Below are 17527 nucleotides of genomic sequence, written 5' to 3'. Positions count from 1 at the left end.
TTGATCAAAAAATCAAAGATCATTTCACCAGGGGCATACCTACCTGAATGGTGTAAAATCCCATTCTTGAACGATACCATGTTCCTACCTCTTTTCCTTCAATGGATTTTTGGTATTGGGCTCTGAGACCAACCGATATCGGTTTCCATTGGTATCTAAGGGTCAGTGCTGAAAATAAGGAAGCAACGGATGGACGAGCTACCACTCCCGACAAAGTATATTTACCACCCAACTCTCCCAAACCTAGTTGTGGTTCTATTCTGAAATTCCCCATGGCATGTTCATATCCAAGCAATACAGGGATAGAGCGTATGACATAGTCTTCAGAGGAACCAATCAGCTTCTTCAAACTAGCTCTTCCTATTCCTGTTGTTAGCGTTAATGCTCCTGTTGAACCGGTAACAAATGATCCTTTTGCATATAGCCCCCAGCCGCTTCCACTCTTTCCATCAAAACTTACCAAGCCGGCCTCTGGCAATAGTGTTAATCGAAATTTTTTTGATTGTGCTGTTATCGTTTCAGAACAAATACACAGCAGTAATAAACCCATCCACAGTTTTTTCATGCAATTGATTTTGAAGCATGACACAGCCCAACCCAATAATGATGCCTGCGTCATATTATTTTTGGATTGACGGTTTCAAGAAAGGATAAAAGATATTCCATGCAAAAGAATGAACCTATTTAATGAACTTTGCAGCTTATTATCGCTTACGAATATGGTGGTGGATTATATAATCGTTGGACAAGGGATTTGTGGAACAATGCTGAGTCATAACTTATTGAAGGCAGGTAAAACAGTTCTGGTCATAGATGAACCAGGTCCTTATACCGCTTCTAAAGTAGCCAGTGGTGTAATCAACCCGGTTACCGGCAGAAGAATTGTACGAACCTGGGAAATTGAAAAGATCATGCCTTTTGCGGTAGCAGTGTATCGCGCATTTGAAAAAGAATTAAATACCTCCCTGATCAGGCAAACCAATATTCTGGATTTTCATCCAACACCACAAATGATGTTGGCTTTCAAAGAAAGATTACCGGAAGAACAAGAATACCTGCGCATACCTGATGAAATTGAAGAACTAAGATCTTTTTTTCAGTTTGATTTTGGAGTTGGAGAAATCAATCCTTGCTGGTTGATTGATCTAAACCGCTTATTAAAAGAATGGAGAAAAAAATTACAACAGAAAGGTATTTTATTAGAACAAAGATTTGATTGGAAAGATTGTACCATCAAAGCATCTGAAGTACAATATCAACATATCACGGCGAAGTCAATCATTTGTTGTGAAGGGGCTGCCGGCTTTCAAAATCCATACTTCCATCTATTACCTTATGCGCCGAATAAAGGTCAAGCCATCATCGCTGCTATTGAAGGATTGCCTGCTACCAATATTTATAAACAAGGTATCCATCTGGTTCCTTGGCAAGATGGGTTATGGTGGATAGGTTCTAACTATGAATGGGATTTTACAGATCTTAATCCATCAGAAACTTTCAGGATGAAAACAGAAGAACAACTGAAATATTGGTTGAAACTGCCCTATCAGATTTTAGATCATATGGCTGCTGAACGTCCGACCAATATGGAGAGAAGACCTTTTGTAGGATTACATCCTTTGCATCCGTCAGTGGGTGTCTTTAATGGAATGGGAACAAAAGGATGTTCGTTGGCTCCTTATTTTGCCCATGAGTTTGCACAATACCTGACGGAAGGAAAACCTATGACCCCAGCCGCTGATGTCACAAGATTTACACGCATTTTAAGCCGCTGATTGGTGACAAAAAATTAATATTGCAGCCATTACCTTCAAAAAACTAAAATCAATGGCTGAACCTGGCGGGAGCAAACAAGACTATATTATTCCCTTGCGCTATCGCAAAATGGAAAATCTGCACATCGTATTCTGGTTGTTTAAAGATGTGGCCTGGTGTTTAGGCTTTGCTGTTTTTGGCATCTCCATGATCTTTCCTACGCTTATTATTGCATTGGTCATAAGTTGGAGAACAAGACATATCGTTTCTGAACTCTGTCATAATCTCGCCATTGCTGTATGGATCAGTGCCAACTCCTACTGGATGATCACTGAATTCTTAGAATTTGATGAAAAGATACTTTTTGCTCATTACACGTATAAAGATCTCGCACTCATTCCTTTTGTAACAGGTATTCTCATATTGGCTTTTTATTACCTGATCTGGAAACCTAGACATAAAGAAGCTTATTAATGCGGTATTCTTCAGAAAAGCATCACTAGATGATTCATGCTGAATGGATACTGTTTTTTGATGGTTTTTCGATTGTTGATCAGTATTACCACTCATCAAGGCCAAACACCGCCGATACACTTATTTTGCCGCCAACGCCGTATCAACTTACTATTAAGGACAAGAGAAAGTAAAAGCCTTAGTTAGTAAATGGTGAATGACATCTAAAGATTATATAGACTTAGATAAATTTAAAGGAACAGTAGTAGGAGGCAATCCAATTAATTGGAAGGATTTTAATTGGGGTGGCTTTTTGTTTTTGTGGTCAATTATTAAGGGCTTTTAATTTCTCATTACAGGCTAAATACATTGCATCTATCCCGTTTTGGTCAAAACATGACAATATTTTTTGTTGTAACTCATTTGAATAGCCTTGACACCCTATTCCCTTATACGGGAATCCGATAATAACACCTTTATTTTTTACTCCCATGTCTTTTGCTTCTTCCTTGTCTATTTCATCCTTTAAAGGCATTAATCTACCTTTTACATAATCCCATATACAATCAAATAATATTTTTTCTTCTGCGGTAATATTGTCAAAACAGGTATTATCATCTAAATACATTTGCCAAACTATATTCATTTTTTATTCTTTTTAATTTGACTATTTAAGATTTTTTTTAAAAGTTCATCTGCTGTTAAATTGACCTTTAAAGGCTTTTCTTCTGCAAGTGCCTTTTTAGTCATTTTGGGTACGGGGGGGAGTATAATAGGTTTTACTTTCTTAGCCATAGGGACTAAGTTAGTTATTTTTTGGGGCAACCAATTCCTTATAGGGTAAACGTCCGATTAACCCTTTGAATACTATTTGGAATTTCTCATGGTCTTTTAGGTGTCTGTGGTTGTGCCTGAATGAAAATTCATCACAATACTGCTGTAAATGCTTGTAGCTTATTTGATGATAAATACCATGTATTCCCCGTTTCATTACTGACCAAAAAGCCTCTACATTATTACAATGTACTCTATACCCTGTTACAGACGTTTTAGCGAACTCCTTACGGCTATGGATTACGGTTTCCCTTCCATATCCATTATGCTCTAATTTCCTGTATAAGCTGCTTTCATCTGTATGCAGTGTACTTCCTTCTTCTACCTTATCTCTCATATAGTCGGTAAGTGCATCCCGTTTGATCTCGCTAAATGCTTTTACGTTTACTTTACCCGTTGACCTTTCTACTATGCCTAAAACAGCCCCTTTCTTGTTCTGCGGTGTTTTTAGTTTGTAGTCTATTTCTTCGGGGCTTAATCCCACATAGTCAGACCTGTATTTCCTACCCATATACGTTTCATCCGCTTCCACTATTCCCGTCATTTGTACATCTACCTTTTCGGTCATAATAGCCCTAATTCTATGGAGCATAAACCAAGCGGATTTTTGCGTTACTCCTATATCCTTCCCCAACTGATAACTGCTTATCCCTTTTTTATGTCCTGTACATATATAGATAGCCATAAGCCACTTATTTAACGGGATATTGCTACCTTCTAAAAATGTACCTACTGTTACACTGAATTTCTTATAACAAGTCTGTGAACCGCATTTGTATTTTTTACCCCCTTCAATCACATATATCTTCCCATCAAAACCACAGTGAGGGCATACAGGCTTACCGTTCCATCTTTGTTCAGCTAACCACAACCGACAACTTTTTTCATCGGGCATCTGGGCAATTAACTCATGTAAGTTTTTGAACATATAAATAGTTTTTAGTATTTTGTTTCAAAGCAAATTTTATGACGGTAAAAGAGCAAAGAATATTAGCTATTGAAGATGCGTTAATTGGTTTTTGGTTTAGAGAGGATAATCAGTTGTTTATGTTTTTTCATCCGACCTCATCTGTTGGCAAAACAGGAAAATTACACGCAAGTGAACAAGAAATCCTTGTGCCAATCACACCGCCAATGGAATATAAAATTGTATTAACAGATGCGAAAGATGAGCCTGAATTTTTTGAAACTTGGTTACACACGATAGATAAAGATGAGGTTAAAGAATATCGAATTTGGTTTCTAAACGGAGGTGCAGGACAGTTTAGGCTTCTTAACGATGAGGGAGTGGAGATGTACTTCTCAAAAATAACTCCTTATACTTTTCAGGGTAAGTAGCCCTTAATTCCGCTAATCTGGCTTCAAACTTATTTTTTAAAATATCCATTTCAGCTAAAATACTCGTTAGTTCGGGGTCTGTTTTCGTAGCTTCCAAAAGTTCCCATACTTTCCGTTCATCCCTACTTAATGCACTTTCTTCTGATACTTCTTTTTCTGCATTTTCAATGCGCAACTCATTGTTATTCAAGTTTAGTCCATCATTGTATGTCATAGTCGTTCATCACAGGTACTTTACCGTTTGTGAAAGCGCAAGTCCCGTTTATCCCTGTTTTTATATGCGCATATTCACCCCCCATATACCTTTATGTCTTCAAAATAAATGGAGCCTCGCTCCCATGTAATATGAACCACCACACCGAATTTCTGTTTGCTCGTTTCCGCCAGCGCGTGAAGCCACCAGAAGTTCATCTGAACTAAATCTTCCCGTTCACCATTTCCGGAAAAAAACCTGAATTAGGGTATAGAGGTGCATAGCTGCAGCTGTGTTCTAATACCCTATATCTCAGGTTCCCAATGGTGCCGTCAGTGACGGTAAGGGTCGACCTATACCTTTTCCTAACCATTCTATGCTTATAAAAAATGAAACCATTTGTAGTGGTGATTGCCGGCAGTGCCCTGTTATTCCTCTGCCTTGGCAACCCGAAACATCAACAACGAAAACAAACTGCTGCTAAAAGAGCAGCGATTGTCAACACCATTAAAACAGTCCGTAAATAAACGGGTAACAGTATGAAAAACATCCCACCCTAAATCTGTAAATCTGTGGCTATCTATTGCCACAGATTCACAGATTATATTCTTCGGAATGTATAGCGTTGAATATAGTAACCATCATAATGTGTAGCTACAATGCGATTGTTGTATACTACGATCTCATCAAAATACATATCGATGGAACTACGATTATAAGCATCGTATACATTCACTTCCCAACTATCATGGAGTCGATCATAATAGTTGCCATATTGATCATAGTAACCACCAGAAACGGTTCTGATACGCCATGTTCCGCGCATCAAACTAAAGCCATCATCAAATTCAGCATTACCATTCCTATAAAAATCAAATACGCCGTCTTCCAAACCGGATCGAAAATATTGCCAGCCAAAACCATTGCTGCGTGAGGCTTCTGCTAATACCCAAGATCCTTCAATAGATCTTTGTTCAGGAATCACTACAATTTTTGAACAAGAAGAAAGGAATACAATCAGTGTAGAAAAAAGTAAAAGTCGTTTCATACAAAATCATTTCAGGGTGCAAAAAGTTGTTACATAGAACAACATTCAATTCTTTGACCAAAAAATGATTTTACAGAAGAACCGAGTCCTTTTAGATTTTATTTAACGATCCCATTTCATGAAAGTAGCCATGATGGTGGTAGACAGTCCAATCAACGCGATCACCGTAAACGACCAACGCAATCCTGCTATCTCAGCAATAAAACCAATTAAGGGTGGACCGATTAAAAATCCTAAGAATCCAATCGTAGAAACAGCAGCCAAAGCCACTCCCGGCGACATGGTCTTTGATTTTCCGGTTGCACTATATACAAGCGGAACAACAGAAGATACGCCAAAACCTACCAGAAAAAAACCAATGGTTGCCGGTACCAGTGTTGGGAATAATACGGCAATGGATAATCCGGTACAGATGATAATACCGCTGGTTTGCAACATACGTTGAATACCAAATCTTGTGATCAGTTTATCACCTACAAATCTGCCGGTAGCCATTGTTCCCATAAAGACAGAATAACCCAGTGTTACCAATTCTTTCGGAGCATTTACTACTTTTTGAAAGTATACACCACTCCAATCAAACATAGTGCCCTCACATACCAGGCAACCAAATGCAATTAATCCCAATCTTAATATGGTCGCATCCGGTTTTGCGAAAAGTGGTGTTTTGGTTGTTGATTTGGCATCTTCAGGTAATATCTTTCCTTGCGCCAATAACACCACCACCAAACAACAAATACAAACAATGATAAAATGATGCAAGGGCGCTACCTGTTGCGCAATCATAAAAGTACCAACAGCAGCACCTGAAAATCCGGCCAGACTCCAGATACCATGAAAGGTAGCCATGATGGATCGTTGGTACAATGATTCAACCCCTACTGCCTGTGTATTAGCAGAGATATTATATAAATTCCCAAAAATTCCGAATACGAATAATACCGCTGCCAATTGCCAGGTGGCGGTTACTAAACCAATTACAATCAATGTAAGTGGGTAACCTACTGCAGCAATGGTTACCATGGTCTTACTGCTGAAACGAGTAACAGCCCAACCGGAAACGGGCAAACTGAGCATCAATCCACAAGGCAGGGCAAGCAATACAGCACCCAATCCTGCATCGCTTAATCCCAATTGTAACTTAATATCCGGTATTCGACTCGCCCAACTGGCGAAACAAATACCGGCCATAAAAAAGAAAACGGCAACAGATATTCTGTTCACTTTGCGTGTTCGGCTTGCCTGCATTCTACAAAGATGGTATAAAATCACAGTTTTTCCATCGTCAAATCCTCTCGGGGCTTGGGGGTTTTGGAGTATATTTGCGGCCTTGCAAGACCATGGTCCATCGTCCATGGTCCATGGACTCAAAAAAAATTTCTATGTTCCGTACACATACTTGTGGAGAGTTAAGAACCGGTGATGCCGGAAAACAAGTGACCCTGGCCGGTTGGGTACAAACCGTTCGCAAATTTGGTGCGATCACTTTTGTGGATCTTCGTGATCGTTATGGTATTACTCAATTGTTATTTGGTGAAGAACTCAATACTGAATTGGATGCACAACCATTGGGAAGAGAGTTTGTGATTCAGGCTACAGGTGCTGTTGCTGAAAGAAGTAATAAAAATCCCAATATTCCTACCGGAGATATTGAAATACATATCAGCAGTTTTAAGATCTTGAATAAAGCAGCCGTTCCTCCTTTTACGATTCAAGATGATACGGATGGAGGTGATGACCTACGTATGAAATATCGTTTCCTTGATCTTCGTCGTAATGCTGTCAAAAAAAATCTGGAGTTACGATATGCCGTAAATCGTGCAGCTCGCAATTATCTGCATGAAAATCATTTCATGGATATCGAAACACCTTTTTTGATCAAATCTACTCCGGAAGGAGCCAGAGATTTTGTGGTGCCATCCAGAATGAATCCCGGACAATTTTATGCTTTGCCACAATCACCACAAACATTCAAACAGTTATTGATGGTGAGTGGCTATGATCGATACTATCAGATTGTAAAATGTTTCAGAGATGAGGATTTGCGGGCAGATCGTCAGCCTGAATTTACACAGATAGATTGTGAGATGTCTTTTGTGGAACAAGAAGATATTCTCACCATGTTTGAAGGAATGATCAAAAGCATATTCAAACAGGTGAAGAATATTGACTACACCGACAAGGTTGAACGCATGACCTGGGAAGATGCGATGTGGGCCTACGGTAATGATAAACCCGATATCCGTTTTGGCATGCAGATCGCTAATTTGAAATCTGCTTTTCTCAAAGGTGGAAAAATCGTTGCAACCGGTGAACTCATTAATGGTGCAGGATTTGGTGTATTCGATAATGCTGAAACTGTGTTGGCCATTGCTGTACCGGGTTGTAGTGAATATACGCGTAAACAAACAGATGAATTAACAGAATGGGTGAAGCGTCCGCAGATTGGTATGCAGGGTTTGGTGTACATCAAGTGTAATGCAGATGGCACTTACAAAAGCAGTGTCGATAAATTTTATACAGAAGATAAACTGAAAGCCATTACTGATGCGGCAGGCGCAAAAGCAGGAGATCTTATATTGGTATTGGCGGGAAGAGAAGAAAGAACGCGTAAAGCCATTAGTGAACTCAGACTTGAAATGGGTAAACGTTTGGGACTTAGGAAAGAAGATGAATTCAGATTATTATGGGTATTGGATTTTCCATTATTTGAATATGATGAAGAAGGAAATAGATGGGTAGCACGTCACCATCCTTTTACTTCTCCGAAGCCTGATCAGATCAGTGTAATGATCAATAACAATCCGGTTATTGAGAACGCAGATAAATATTTAGAACATCCTTATTCAAATATCAAAGCCAACGCTTATGATATGGTATTGAATGGAAATGAAATTGGAGGTGGCTCTATTCGTATCTACCAGCGTGAATTGCAGGAAAAAATGTTTGCAGCCTTGGGTATGAGTGAGGAAGAAGCACAACACAAATTCGGATTCTTATTGGGTGCTTTTGAATATGGTGCTCCCCCACATGGTGGTATTGCATTTGGTTTCGACAGACTTTGTTCCATTCTTGGAGGAAGTGAAAGTATCCGCGACTTTATTGCTTTCCCGAAAAATAATAGTGGAAGAGATGTTATGCTCGATGCACCAAGTAGTATTGACGCACATCAGTTTGATGAATTGCAAATTAAATTGGATCTTAAAAATCAGTAAATTATTTAAGCCACAGATGCACAGATTAGTTCATGTAATCTGTGCATCTGTAGCTTAAAATAAACATACTGTTATCAACTTTAAGGCTATGAAACAATTAACCATTTACCGAATATTGACTTATATCCTTATTCCCGTTGCCTGTTTCTTTGGTTTGATGGGTTTTCTGATTTTGATCCCGGCATTAAGCAATCCACCCATGTGGTTCATGTTATTCATGTTTGCCGGTTTGGTGATTTATACATTTTCAAGTCTTAAATTTTTATCCAACGGAATTGACCGAAATGCTCCCTGCAAATCTTCGTTGCGCGATTGGATTCGAGTGAATGCTTTTGTTTGTCTGGGTATGGGTGCTCTCTTCTTTTTAAATGCCATAGGTATTTACATGCTCGGTCCGGTTGCTTTACAGGATTTTGTGGAACGCGCCATGGAATCACAACCAAATTTGCCTGAGGGCATTGATTCCAGTCTTTTTGTTTCTATTATCAAAGGCGTAGCCGGTTTTATGCTGGTAGTCAGCATCCTTATTTTGGTGCATGTGATCTTGACATTTAAAATGCTGAAGCAATTCGCACATGTATTCCAATCATCTCCACTGTCTTAATATTTCCTCGATCAGAAAATATCTTTTCTGTATTTTACAAAGGTGAACAGTCATATTCCATTAGCAGAAAGAATACGTCCTGAAACATTGGATGATCTTGTCGGACAAGAACACTTGACCGGTAAAGGCAGTATTTTAAGAACTGCTATTGAGAATAAGCATATCCCTTCTATGTTGCTATGGGGACCACCGGGGGTAGGCAAAACTACGATTGCCAATATTATTGCACATAGTTTACAAGCTCCTTATTTTCAATTAAGTGCCATCAGTAGTGGTGTGAAGGATGTTCGGGAAGTAATCGAAGAAGCCAAGCATACAAGTGGGGCTGTTTTATTCATTGATGAGATCCATCGCTTTAATAAAGGTCAGCAAGATGCTTTATTAGGTGCTGTCGAAAAAGGGATCATCACATTAATTGGCGCCACCACAGAAAACCCTTCTTTTGAAGTGAATAGTGCCTTATTGAGCAGGTGTCAGGTGTATGTGTTGAAATCATTACAAGATGATGATTTGATTCGCTTATTACAACATGCTTTACAAAAAGACGCAGTACTTCAAAATTTTACGGTAACCATTCAAGAAACAACTGCACTGATTAATATATCCGGAGGAGATGCTAGAAAACTCTTGAATTTATTTGAATTAGTGATTAGTACAGAAGCCAACAAAACCGCACAGAAAGAGATTGTAATCACTGACGCATTGGTGATGCAAGTAGCGCAAAAGAAAGTGGCTTTATATGATAAACAGGGTGAACAGCATTACGATATCATTTCTGCATTTATCAAAAGTATGCGCGGTAGTGATCCTAATGGTGCTGTTTATTGGCTCGCTAGAATGATTGAAGGTGGTGAAGATGTGAAGTTCATTGCACGCAGAATGGTCATTTTTGCCAGTGAAGATATTGGCAATGCCAATCCCAATGCTTTACTCTTGGCCAATACCACTTTTGACGCAGTCAATAAGATCGGCTACCCTGAAAGTAGAATCATCTTATCGCAATGTGCTACCTATCTCGCATCTTCTGCAAAAAGTAATGCAGCCTATGTAGCCATCAATGATGCTTTATCAGCCGTTAATAAATATGGTGATTTGCCTGTTCCCATGCATATCAGAAATGCCCCTACACAATTGATGAAAAATATGGATTATGGCAAAGGCTATCAGTACTCACATATGGGCGAAGGCAATTTCATTCCGCAAGAATACCTACCCGAAAAAATTGCCGGAACAAAATTTTATGAACCCGGCAATAATGCCCGTGAACAGGAACTAAGGAAATTTTTGAAAGACCGCTGGAAGGATAAATACAATTACTAAGCATTTCACCCTTCACCGGTTGGCTTTTACCGACTTATCTACAGAACTCTCAACAAGAATGGCTGTTATATGTAGTTTTAAGACCCAATGCTAATATTATGAAAATCACAAAACAATTATTGATTGTTCTAGCCCTGACATCCTTCGGACTCTATTCATCTGCACAAACATTGATTCAGCGCGATCCGGAAATTGAAAAAATGGTAAAAGAAGTGAATGCTGATTCACTCAAATCCTATATTCTCAAAATGGTGAGCTATGGCACCAGAAATACATTGAGTACACAATCAGACCCCAATCGTGGAATTGGAGCAGCCCGTAATTGGCTCTTGCAAAAATTCAATGAATTCGCTAAAAAGTCTAACGGACGATTCTCCTCTTTTATTGATACCACTACCCTTCAACCCGTTGCAGGAAGCAGGGTTGAAAGACCGGTTATTTTGGGCAATGTGGTAGGTATTCTGAAAGGAACGGATACGGCAGATAAAAGAATATTTGTTATCAGTGGTCACCTCGATAATATGCGTACCAATGTAAGAGATAGTGTTGGTGATGCTCCCGGCGCCAATGATGATGCCAGCGGTTGTGCTGCCGTGATTGAATGCGCAAGAATTATGACCCAAAAAAGTTTTCCCGCCACCATCATTTTCGTGACTGTAAGTGGTGAAGAGCAAGGATTATTGGGTGCAAAATTTATGGCGACCAAGGCAAAAAACCAAGGTTGGAATATTGAAGCGGTATTGAACAATGATATCATGGGTAGCAATAATACCAGTGAAACCAATATCATTGATAATACACGTATCCGCGTATTTAGTGAAGGTTTGCCTGCCTATGAAACAGAAAAAGCTGCTAGGAATATTCGTCAACTGGGATTGGAGAATGATGGCAAAGCCCGACAACTGGCACGATATGTTAAAGAAGTGGGAGAACGTTATGTAGATAATCTGGAAGTAGTGATGATCTATCGCAATGATCGATTCCTACGTGGTGGTGACCATACTTCATTTGTAGAACAGGGTTATGCAGCTGTTCGTTTTACAGAAATGAATGAGAACTATTATCATCAACACCAAAATGTACGTCTTGAAAATGGTATTCAATATGGTGACTTACCTGAGTTTATGGATTTTGAATACCTGCGTAAAAATACGGCTATTAACTTAAGTAATCTGGCTAACCTCGCTAAAGCACCTGCTATGCCGGAAGATGTGAAGATCGAAACCAGACGATTGACCAATTATAGCTTATTGACTTGGGCAACACCTAAGACAGGAAAAGTAAAAGGATATTATATTCTGATGCGTGAAACTACTAGTGCTGTTTGGCAGAAAAAAATATTCACTACGGATAACAGCTATCAATTACCGTATTCCAAAGACAATTATTTCTTCGCAGTGCAATCTGTGAATGAATCAGGAAACGAAAGTTTACCGGTGGTGCCTGTTCCGGGGAGATAAGAGCGGCAATCTTTGCCACAGATTCACAGATTATTGCTTTTATGGAACGCAGATTTTCATGATTGTCATGATGAGCGCAGATAAATGCAATCATCAAAATACATCATGAAAATCTGTGAATCTGTGGCTAATGATATCAAGCATTCACTTTCGTAGGGATCATTCTTCCCGCAACTTTATCCTCTGCTCCGCGATTGCCTCCTTCATGGTATTCTGCATCTTCATTCACTTCCCAAATATCAAATAACTCATTCCCTGCAATGATATTTTTTGCAGCCAGCATGGCTGTCATCATACTATGATCCTGGTTATTGTATTTATGCATACCATTTCTTCCAACCAAGTACAAACCTGGATAAGCTTTGATTCCTTGCCGAACCAATGCTACGCGTTCTTTATAATCCTGATCATACACAGGATAGGCTTTGGGTTGACGAACGACATAACCATCTACAACAGAAGTTCCTTTTGTCAACCCGATCTTTTCGATTTCTTTCTTCCCCAATGCAATCAAGTCCGCATCGCTGCTGGTCCATAATCCATCACCTTCAAAACAGAAATATTCCAATCCATAACAAGACATCGATAGATCCGGAACCATATATGGACTCCAAGACTTGAAATTTTGTACACGACCTACTTTCACACTTGGGTCATGGATATAGATCCAGTTATCGCTAAATGCATCTTCATCTTTACAAATCAATACAACGGTCAGGAAATCGCGATAAGACAATGCAGCAGCAGCTTCTAACACCTGTTGAGGAAATGCCGGTTGTACACTGGCAATCAATTCACGCATAGGAGCGGATGAAAGTACAAAGTCAAAATCACCAATAGACCCTTTGGAAGTCGTGTGTACTGTCCATTTTTGATGGGAATAACTGATATTCTGAACACCACAATTCATTTCAAGTATCATCCCATTGGCTTTTGCTTTCTCAGTACACACTTCCCACATCATACCAGGCCCCTGTTTGGGATAACGAAATGAATCGATCAAGGTTTTGATCACTTTATCTTTATCTCCAGCTTTTTTAGCAGGCTTGAATAAAGCATTCCAAATAGCACTGCTCAATGAAAGTCCTTTGATACGTTGTGCCGCCCAATCAGCACTGATTTCTTTACAAGGAATACCCCAAACTTTCTCTGTATATGTTTTAAAGAAAATATTGAAAAGTCGTTTACCAAACTGATTTGTTACCCAATCTTCGAAGTTGGTTGGATTTTTAATTGGGAATGCTTTTGCTTTCAGATAACTTAATACACATAAACCACTTTCTATGATACCCAGTTTATTGAGTGCTTCAAAAGCTACCAATGGATAAGAAAAGAATTTATGGTTGTAATAAATCCTGGAACTTCTTGGTCTTTCCAACATCTCATCACCTAAAATTTCTGTCCAGAAATCTTCCACTTCTTTTGATTTAGAAAAGAACCGATGTCCACCGATATCAAAATGATATCCCTTGTATGACTCTGTCCTGGAAATTCCTCCTACATATTGTGGATCTTTTTCAAACACGGTCACTTGTTGTCCGTCTTTTGCCAATAAATAAGCTGCAGTAAGTCCCGCAGGTCCGGCGCCGATAATGGCTATTCTTTTTTTCATATTGTTGTAGAAATACAGGATAATTTCCCTGTCATGCGCCAAAGTTGTGAAATAAATGTGGGACTACCATTATTTTTGCCCACCATCATCATTTAATCATATACATGAGCACCTTTAATTGGTATTATAAGCCCTTTACTGAATTAACACCCCATGAATTATATGCGATCATGCATTTAAGAAGTGAGGTTTTTGTAGTAGAACAGAATTGTGTGTATCTGGATGCTGACGGAAAAGATTTGTCGTCTTGGCACCTGATGGGCTGGGATGGAACCCAATTAGTAGCTTATAGCCGATTACTTCCGGCAGGATTGGCTTTCACTGAAGTATCCATTGGCAGAGTGGTAAGCTCCCCCGCCTACAGAGGCACCGGTGCCGGTAAAACATTAATGGAGACTGCCATTCAAACCTGTAAAGTACTTTTCGGAGATCAGCCCATCAGGATTGGAGCACAATTGTACCTACAGAAATTTTATGAGTCATTGGGATTTGTACAGGTCAGTGACATGTATCTGGAAGACAATATTCCACATATTGAAATGAAAAGGGAAGGTTCAAGTGACAAGTGACAGGGGACAAGGAAGAAGACAAGTGCTCAATATTCAAGTAATAATACACTTATTTTCTTCCTTGCAGCTTGCTACTTGAAGTTTGCGGCCTAACAGCTAATTCTTCTTTGACAAACCTTGCAGTATGACTTTGCTTATTATGAATCATTTCTTCAGGAGTACCTTCAAATAGAATCAATCCACCACCATCCCCACCTTCCGGTCCAAGATCAATGATATGATCGGCTACTTTGATCACATCTAAATTATGTTCAATCACTAGTACGGTATTACCTCTATCTACCAGTTTATTCAACACATCCAGCAAATGTCTGATATCCTGAAAATGAAGTCCGGTAGTAGGTTCATCCAAGATATAGAATGTTTTACCGGTGTCTTTTTTTCCCAACTCAGTAGCCAGTTTTACACGTTGTGCTTCTCCTCCGCTTAGCGTAACTGCTGATTGTCCGAGTGTGATATAACCCAGACCTACATCCTGTAATACTTTTATTTTTCTATACAAATAATGAACAGGCTGGAAGAAATCACAGGCTTCATCAACGGTCATATTCAACACATCGCTGATGGATTTTCCCTTGTATCGTATTTCGAGTGTTTCTCTATTGTATCTTTTTCCATTACATTTTTCACAATGCACGTATACATCCGGCAAGAAATTCATTTCAATCACACGCATACCTCCACCTTCGCACATATCACATCTTCCTCCTTTTACATTGAAAGAGAAACGTCCGGCATTGTATCCTCTAATTTTTGCCTCAGGAACAGAAGCAAACAAGGTTCTAATTTCCGTAAAGAACCCACAATAAGTAGCCGGATTACTTCTTGGTGTTCTTCCAATAGGAGATTGATCGATCTCTATTACTTTATCTACATGCTCTAAACCTTTGATACTTTTAAAGTCCATAGGTGTTACTCGACTATTGTAACAATGTTTAGAGAGCAATGGATATAAAGTTTCATTGATCAGTGTAGACTTACCACTTCCACTTACTCCACTCACTACAATCAATTTACCCAAAGGAAATTTTACGCTTACTTGTTTCAGGTTATTCCCTGAAGCGCCTTTCAATTCCAATACTTTACCATTACCGGCTCGTCTTTCAGCAGGTACTTCAATACTTTTTTTACCATTCAAGTATAAGGCGGTTTCAGAAGAACTATTCAATACCTCATTTGGAGTACCTGCAGCAACAATTTGTCCACCATAACTACCTGCACGCGGACCAATATCTACCAGATGATCGGCTGCCAACATAATGTCTTTATCATGTTCAACCACCAATACCGTATTGCCGATATCACGCAAATTTTGAAGCGCTTTGATGAGCTGATGGTTGTCGCGTTGATGTAGTCCGATAGAAGGTTCATCCAATATATAAGTGATACCTTGTAATTGAGAACCGATCTGCGTAGCCAAACGTATACGCTGCGACTCGCCACCACTCAGGGTTCTGGACGGACGATTCAAGGAGAGATAAGTAAGCCCTACATCCAGTAGAAACTGAAGTCTTTCCCTGATCTCTTTCAAAATATCTTTTGCAATGACATTCTGTTTTGTATCGAGACGCTTTTCAATATTCGTAAACCATTGATGTAATTTATCCAGATTTAGATGGCTCAATTCAGCGATATTTTTTTCATCTACTTTAAACCAAAGACTCTCTTTTTTTAATCTGGCACCATTACATTCTGTACAAGTTTTTAACTCCATGAATTGTTCTACCCACTCGCGGAGTGTTTCACTGCTGCTCGTACCCGTAAACCATCGTTTCAGCATGGGGATGATTCCTTCAAATACACCATCATAAGGCATTCCGCCAGACACTTCATCCATATCGATGATCTCTTCTGTAATGCCTTCAGGATTACCGTATAATAAAATATTGAGTGATTTTTCTGGGAGGTCTTTGATCGGTTTATCTAAGCTGATTTTATTTTTTTTCGCCAATGTCTCTACATTCCTAAACATATACGCATCTCGCTGTTCGCCTAAAGGAGCGATACCACCTTCTTTGATCGAAAGAGAGCGATCAGGCAATACAGCTTCCATACTCACTGAATATACATTTCCCAAACCTTTACAAACCGGGCATGCACCATAAGGTGAGTTAAAAGAAAATGCATTGGGAGACGGTTCTTCATAACTGATACCGGTATCTTCACACATGAGTTGCTTGGAGTATTGCACTGTTTTTTGTGTGTCATTCAACAACAAAAACATCAGGTCTTTACCCATGCGTAAAGTCTGTTGTACACTCTGACTCAATCTCACTTTCATATCCGGAGTTACCTGTAAACGATCGATGACCACTTCAATATCGTGGATCTTGTATCGGTCTACCTGTAACTTAGGTGTAAGGTCAATAATTTCGCCATCTACGCGCACTTTCAAAAATCCTTTTTTACGGATATCTTCAAACAGTTCACGATAATGTCCTTTTCGTCCGCGAATGAGTGGCGCCAGTAAAGTGATCTTTTTTTGTTTGTATTTCTGGAAAATGTTTTCAACGATTTCTTCTTCGCTGAATTTCACCATTTTCTTACCGGTATTATAACTATAGGCTTCGCCGATTCTTGCAAACAGAAGTCGCAAAAAGTCATAGACTTCTGTAACGGTACCAACGGTGGATCTTGGATTTTTATTGGTGGTCTTTTGTTCGATGGATATTACGGGTGATAGTCCGGTGATTTTATCCACGTCAGGTCTTTCCATGTCGCCCATGAATTGTCTTGCATAAGCACTAAAGCTTTCCATGTATCTGCGCTGACCTTCATTATAAATGGTGTCAAATGCAAGAGATGATTTACCACTTCCACTCACACCTGTAAAAACCACCAACTTATTTTTAGGAATATTGATGTCGATATTCTTCAGATTATGTTCGCGTGCTCCAAATACGGAGATGGTTTCTTCCTGATGCTGAACAGGATGAATAACTGCTTCCTTACTGATCTTTTTTGCCATGATGATGTGTAAAGATAAGAACATCTAAGTAGCCATAAAGTTGAAACCGAACGACTGTTAGGAAAAAAAGTAGAAATTAAAACCCTTTCTAGCAAAGGGTTTCAGCGAATTAATTATTTTTTTTGAAACAGAATTTGGTAATTTGACCAAGCTGCTTA

17 protein-coding genes are annotated in these 17527 nt (G+C 39.2%); 9 read left to right on the top strand and 8 right to left on the bottom strand.

Going from position 1 to position 17527, the window contains the following annotated elements:
• Positions 1–19 precede the first annotated feature (19 nt).
• Positions 20–565, bottom strand: a complete 546-nt coding sequence (locus tag ACTIEV_RS02230; protein ID WP_322196062.1) for a hypothetical protein — start codon at positions 563–565, stop codon at positions 20–22.
• A gap of 109 nt (positions 566–674) precedes the next feature.
• Here ACTIEV_RS02230 and ACTIEV_RS02225 point away from each other — a divergent pair, with 109 nt between their 5' ends.
• Both ACTIEV_RS02225 and ACTIEV_RS02220 read left to right on the top strand, forming a co-directional pair.
• A complete protein-coding gene (locus ACTIEV_RS02225) occupies positions 675–1775 on the top strand; it encodes an NAD(P)/FAD-dependent oxidoreductase (RefSeq protein ID WP_322196060.1) in 1101 nt (366 codons plus the stop codon).
• A 52-nt stretch (positions 1776–1827) separates the two neighbouring features.
• Positions 1828–2229, top strand: coding sequence for a hypothetical protein (locus ACTIEV_RS02220; RefSeq protein WP_322196059.1), 402 nt, complete (start codon positions 1828–1830; stop codon positions 2227–2229).
• A 304-nt stretch (positions 2230–2533) separates the two neighbouring features.
• Here ACTIEV_RS02220 and ACTIEV_RS02215 read toward each other — a convergent pair whose 3' ends face one another.
• The 3 genes from ACTIEV_RS02215 to ACTIEV_RS02205 are packed head-to-tail and all read right to left on the bottom strand — an operon-like array spanning position 2534 to position 3970.
• Positions 2534–2854 (bottom strand): hypothetical protein, encoded by a 321-nt coding sequence (locus ACTIEV_RS02215; protein WP_322196058.1) that lies wholly within the window; start codon positions 2852–2854, stop codon positions 2534–2536.
• Positions 2851–3003 carry a hypothetical protein gene (locus tag ACTIEV_RS02210; protein ID WP_322196056.1) on the bottom strand — a complete coding sequence of 51 codons (153 nt, stop codon included), beginning with the start codon at positions 3001–3003 and terminating at the stop codon, positions 2851–2853. Before ACTIEV_RS02210 ends, ACTIEV_RS02215 begins: the two co-directional genes overlap by 4 nt.
• A 10-nt stretch (positions 3004–3013) precedes the next feature.
• Entirely contained in the window at positions 3014–3970 is a 957-nt protein-coding gene (locus tag ACTIEV_RS02205) for an IS1595 family transposase (RefSeq protein ID WP_322196055.1), read from the bottom strand.
• 38 nt (positions 3971–4008) lie between these two features.
• Between ACTIEV_RS02205 and ACTIEV_RS02200 the strand changes: the two genes are divergently transcribed.
• Entirely contained in the window at positions 4009–4380 is a 372-nt protein-coding gene (locus tag ACTIEV_RS02200; protein ID WP_322196054.1) for a hypothetical protein, read from the top strand.
• Between the two features lie 582 nt (positions 4381–4962).
• Complete coding sequence (locus ACTIEV_RS02195; RefSeq protein ID WP_178889742.1) at positions 4963–5100, top strand: hypothetical protein; 138 nt, start codon at positions 4963–4965, stop codon at positions 5098–5100.
• A gap of 74 nt (positions 5101–5174) precedes the next feature.
• Here the strand turns inward: ACTIEV_RS02195 and ACTIEV_RS02190 are convergent, their stop codons facing one another.
• Positions 5175–5621 carry a hypothetical protein gene (locus tag ACTIEV_RS02190; RefSeq protein ID WP_322196053.1) on the bottom strand — a complete coding sequence of 149 codons (447 nt, stop codon included), beginning with the start codon at positions 5619–5621 and terminating at the stop codon, positions 5175–5177.
• Positions 5622–5723: 102 nt separating this feature from the next.
• Positions 5724–6869, bottom strand: a complete 1146-nt coding sequence (locus tag ACTIEV_RS02185; protein WP_322196052.1) for an MFS transporter — start codon at positions 6867–6869, stop codon at positions 5724–5726.
• A gap of 134 nt (positions 6870–7003) precedes the next feature.
• On the opposite strand from ACTIEV_RS02185, the gene aspS reads away from it, so the two are divergent.
• The 4 genes from aspS (at position 7004) to ACTIEV_RS02165 (ending at position 12220) form a co-directional block, all read left to right on the top strand.
• Entirely contained in the window at positions 7004–8836 is a 1833-nt protein-coding gene (gene aspS / locus ACTIEV_RS02180) for an aspartate--tRNA ligase (protein ID WP_322196050.1), read from the top strand.
• 88 nt (positions 8837–8924) lie between these two features.
• Positions 8925–9440 carry a hypothetical protein gene (locus ACTIEV_RS02175; RefSeq protein WP_322196049.1) on the top strand — a complete coding sequence of 172 codons (516 nt, stop codon included), beginning with the start codon at positions 8925–8927 and terminating at the stop codon, positions 9438–9440.
• A gap of 42 nt (positions 9441–9482) precedes the next feature.
• Entirely contained in the window at positions 9483–10760 is a 1278-nt protein-coding gene (locus ACTIEV_RS02170) for a replication-associated recombination protein A (RefSeq protein ID WP_322196048.1), read from the top strand.
• 98 nt (positions 10761–10858) lie between these two features.
• A complete protein-coding gene (locus tag ACTIEV_RS02165; RefSeq protein ID WP_322196047.1) occupies positions 10859–12220 on the top strand; it encodes a M28 family metallopeptidase in 1362 nt (453 codons plus the stop codon).
• Positions 12221–12356: 136 nt separating this feature from the next.
• On the opposite strand, the gene ACTIEV_RS02160 is transcribed toward ACTIEV_RS02165, so the two are convergent.
• Positions 12357–13832 carry an NAD(P)/FAD-dependent oxidoreductase gene (locus ACTIEV_RS02160; protein WP_322196046.1) on the bottom strand — a complete coding sequence of 492 codons (1476 nt, stop codon included), beginning with the start codon at positions 13830–13832 and terminating at the stop codon, positions 12357–12359.
• 104 nt (positions 13833–13936) lie between these two features.
• Here ACTIEV_RS02160 and ACTIEV_RS02155 point away from each other — a divergent pair, with 104 nt between their 5' ends.
• Complete coding sequence (locus ACTIEV_RS02155) at positions 13937–14401, top strand: GNAT family N-acetyltransferase (RefSeq protein WP_322196045.1); 465 nt, start codon at positions 13937–13939, stop codon at positions 14399–14401.
• A 49-nt stretch (positions 14402–14450) separates the two neighbouring features.
• On the opposite strand, the gene uvrA is transcribed toward ACTIEV_RS02155, so the two are convergent.
• Positions 14451–17369, bottom strand: coding sequence for an excinuclease ABC subunit UvrA (uvrA, locus tag ACTIEV_RS02150; RefSeq protein WP_322196044.1), 2919 nt, complete (start codon positions 17367–17369; stop codon positions 14451–14453).
• Between the last annotated feature and the right edge of the window lie 158 nt (positions 17370–17527).

This window comes from Sediminibacterium sp. (genome assembly GCF_051861365.1).
Classification (GTDB): domain Bacteria; phylum Bacteroidota; class Bacteroidia; order Chitinophagales; family Chitinophagaceae; genus Sediminibacterium.
This window is presented reverse-complemented; position numbering and strand designations above follow the sequence as displayed.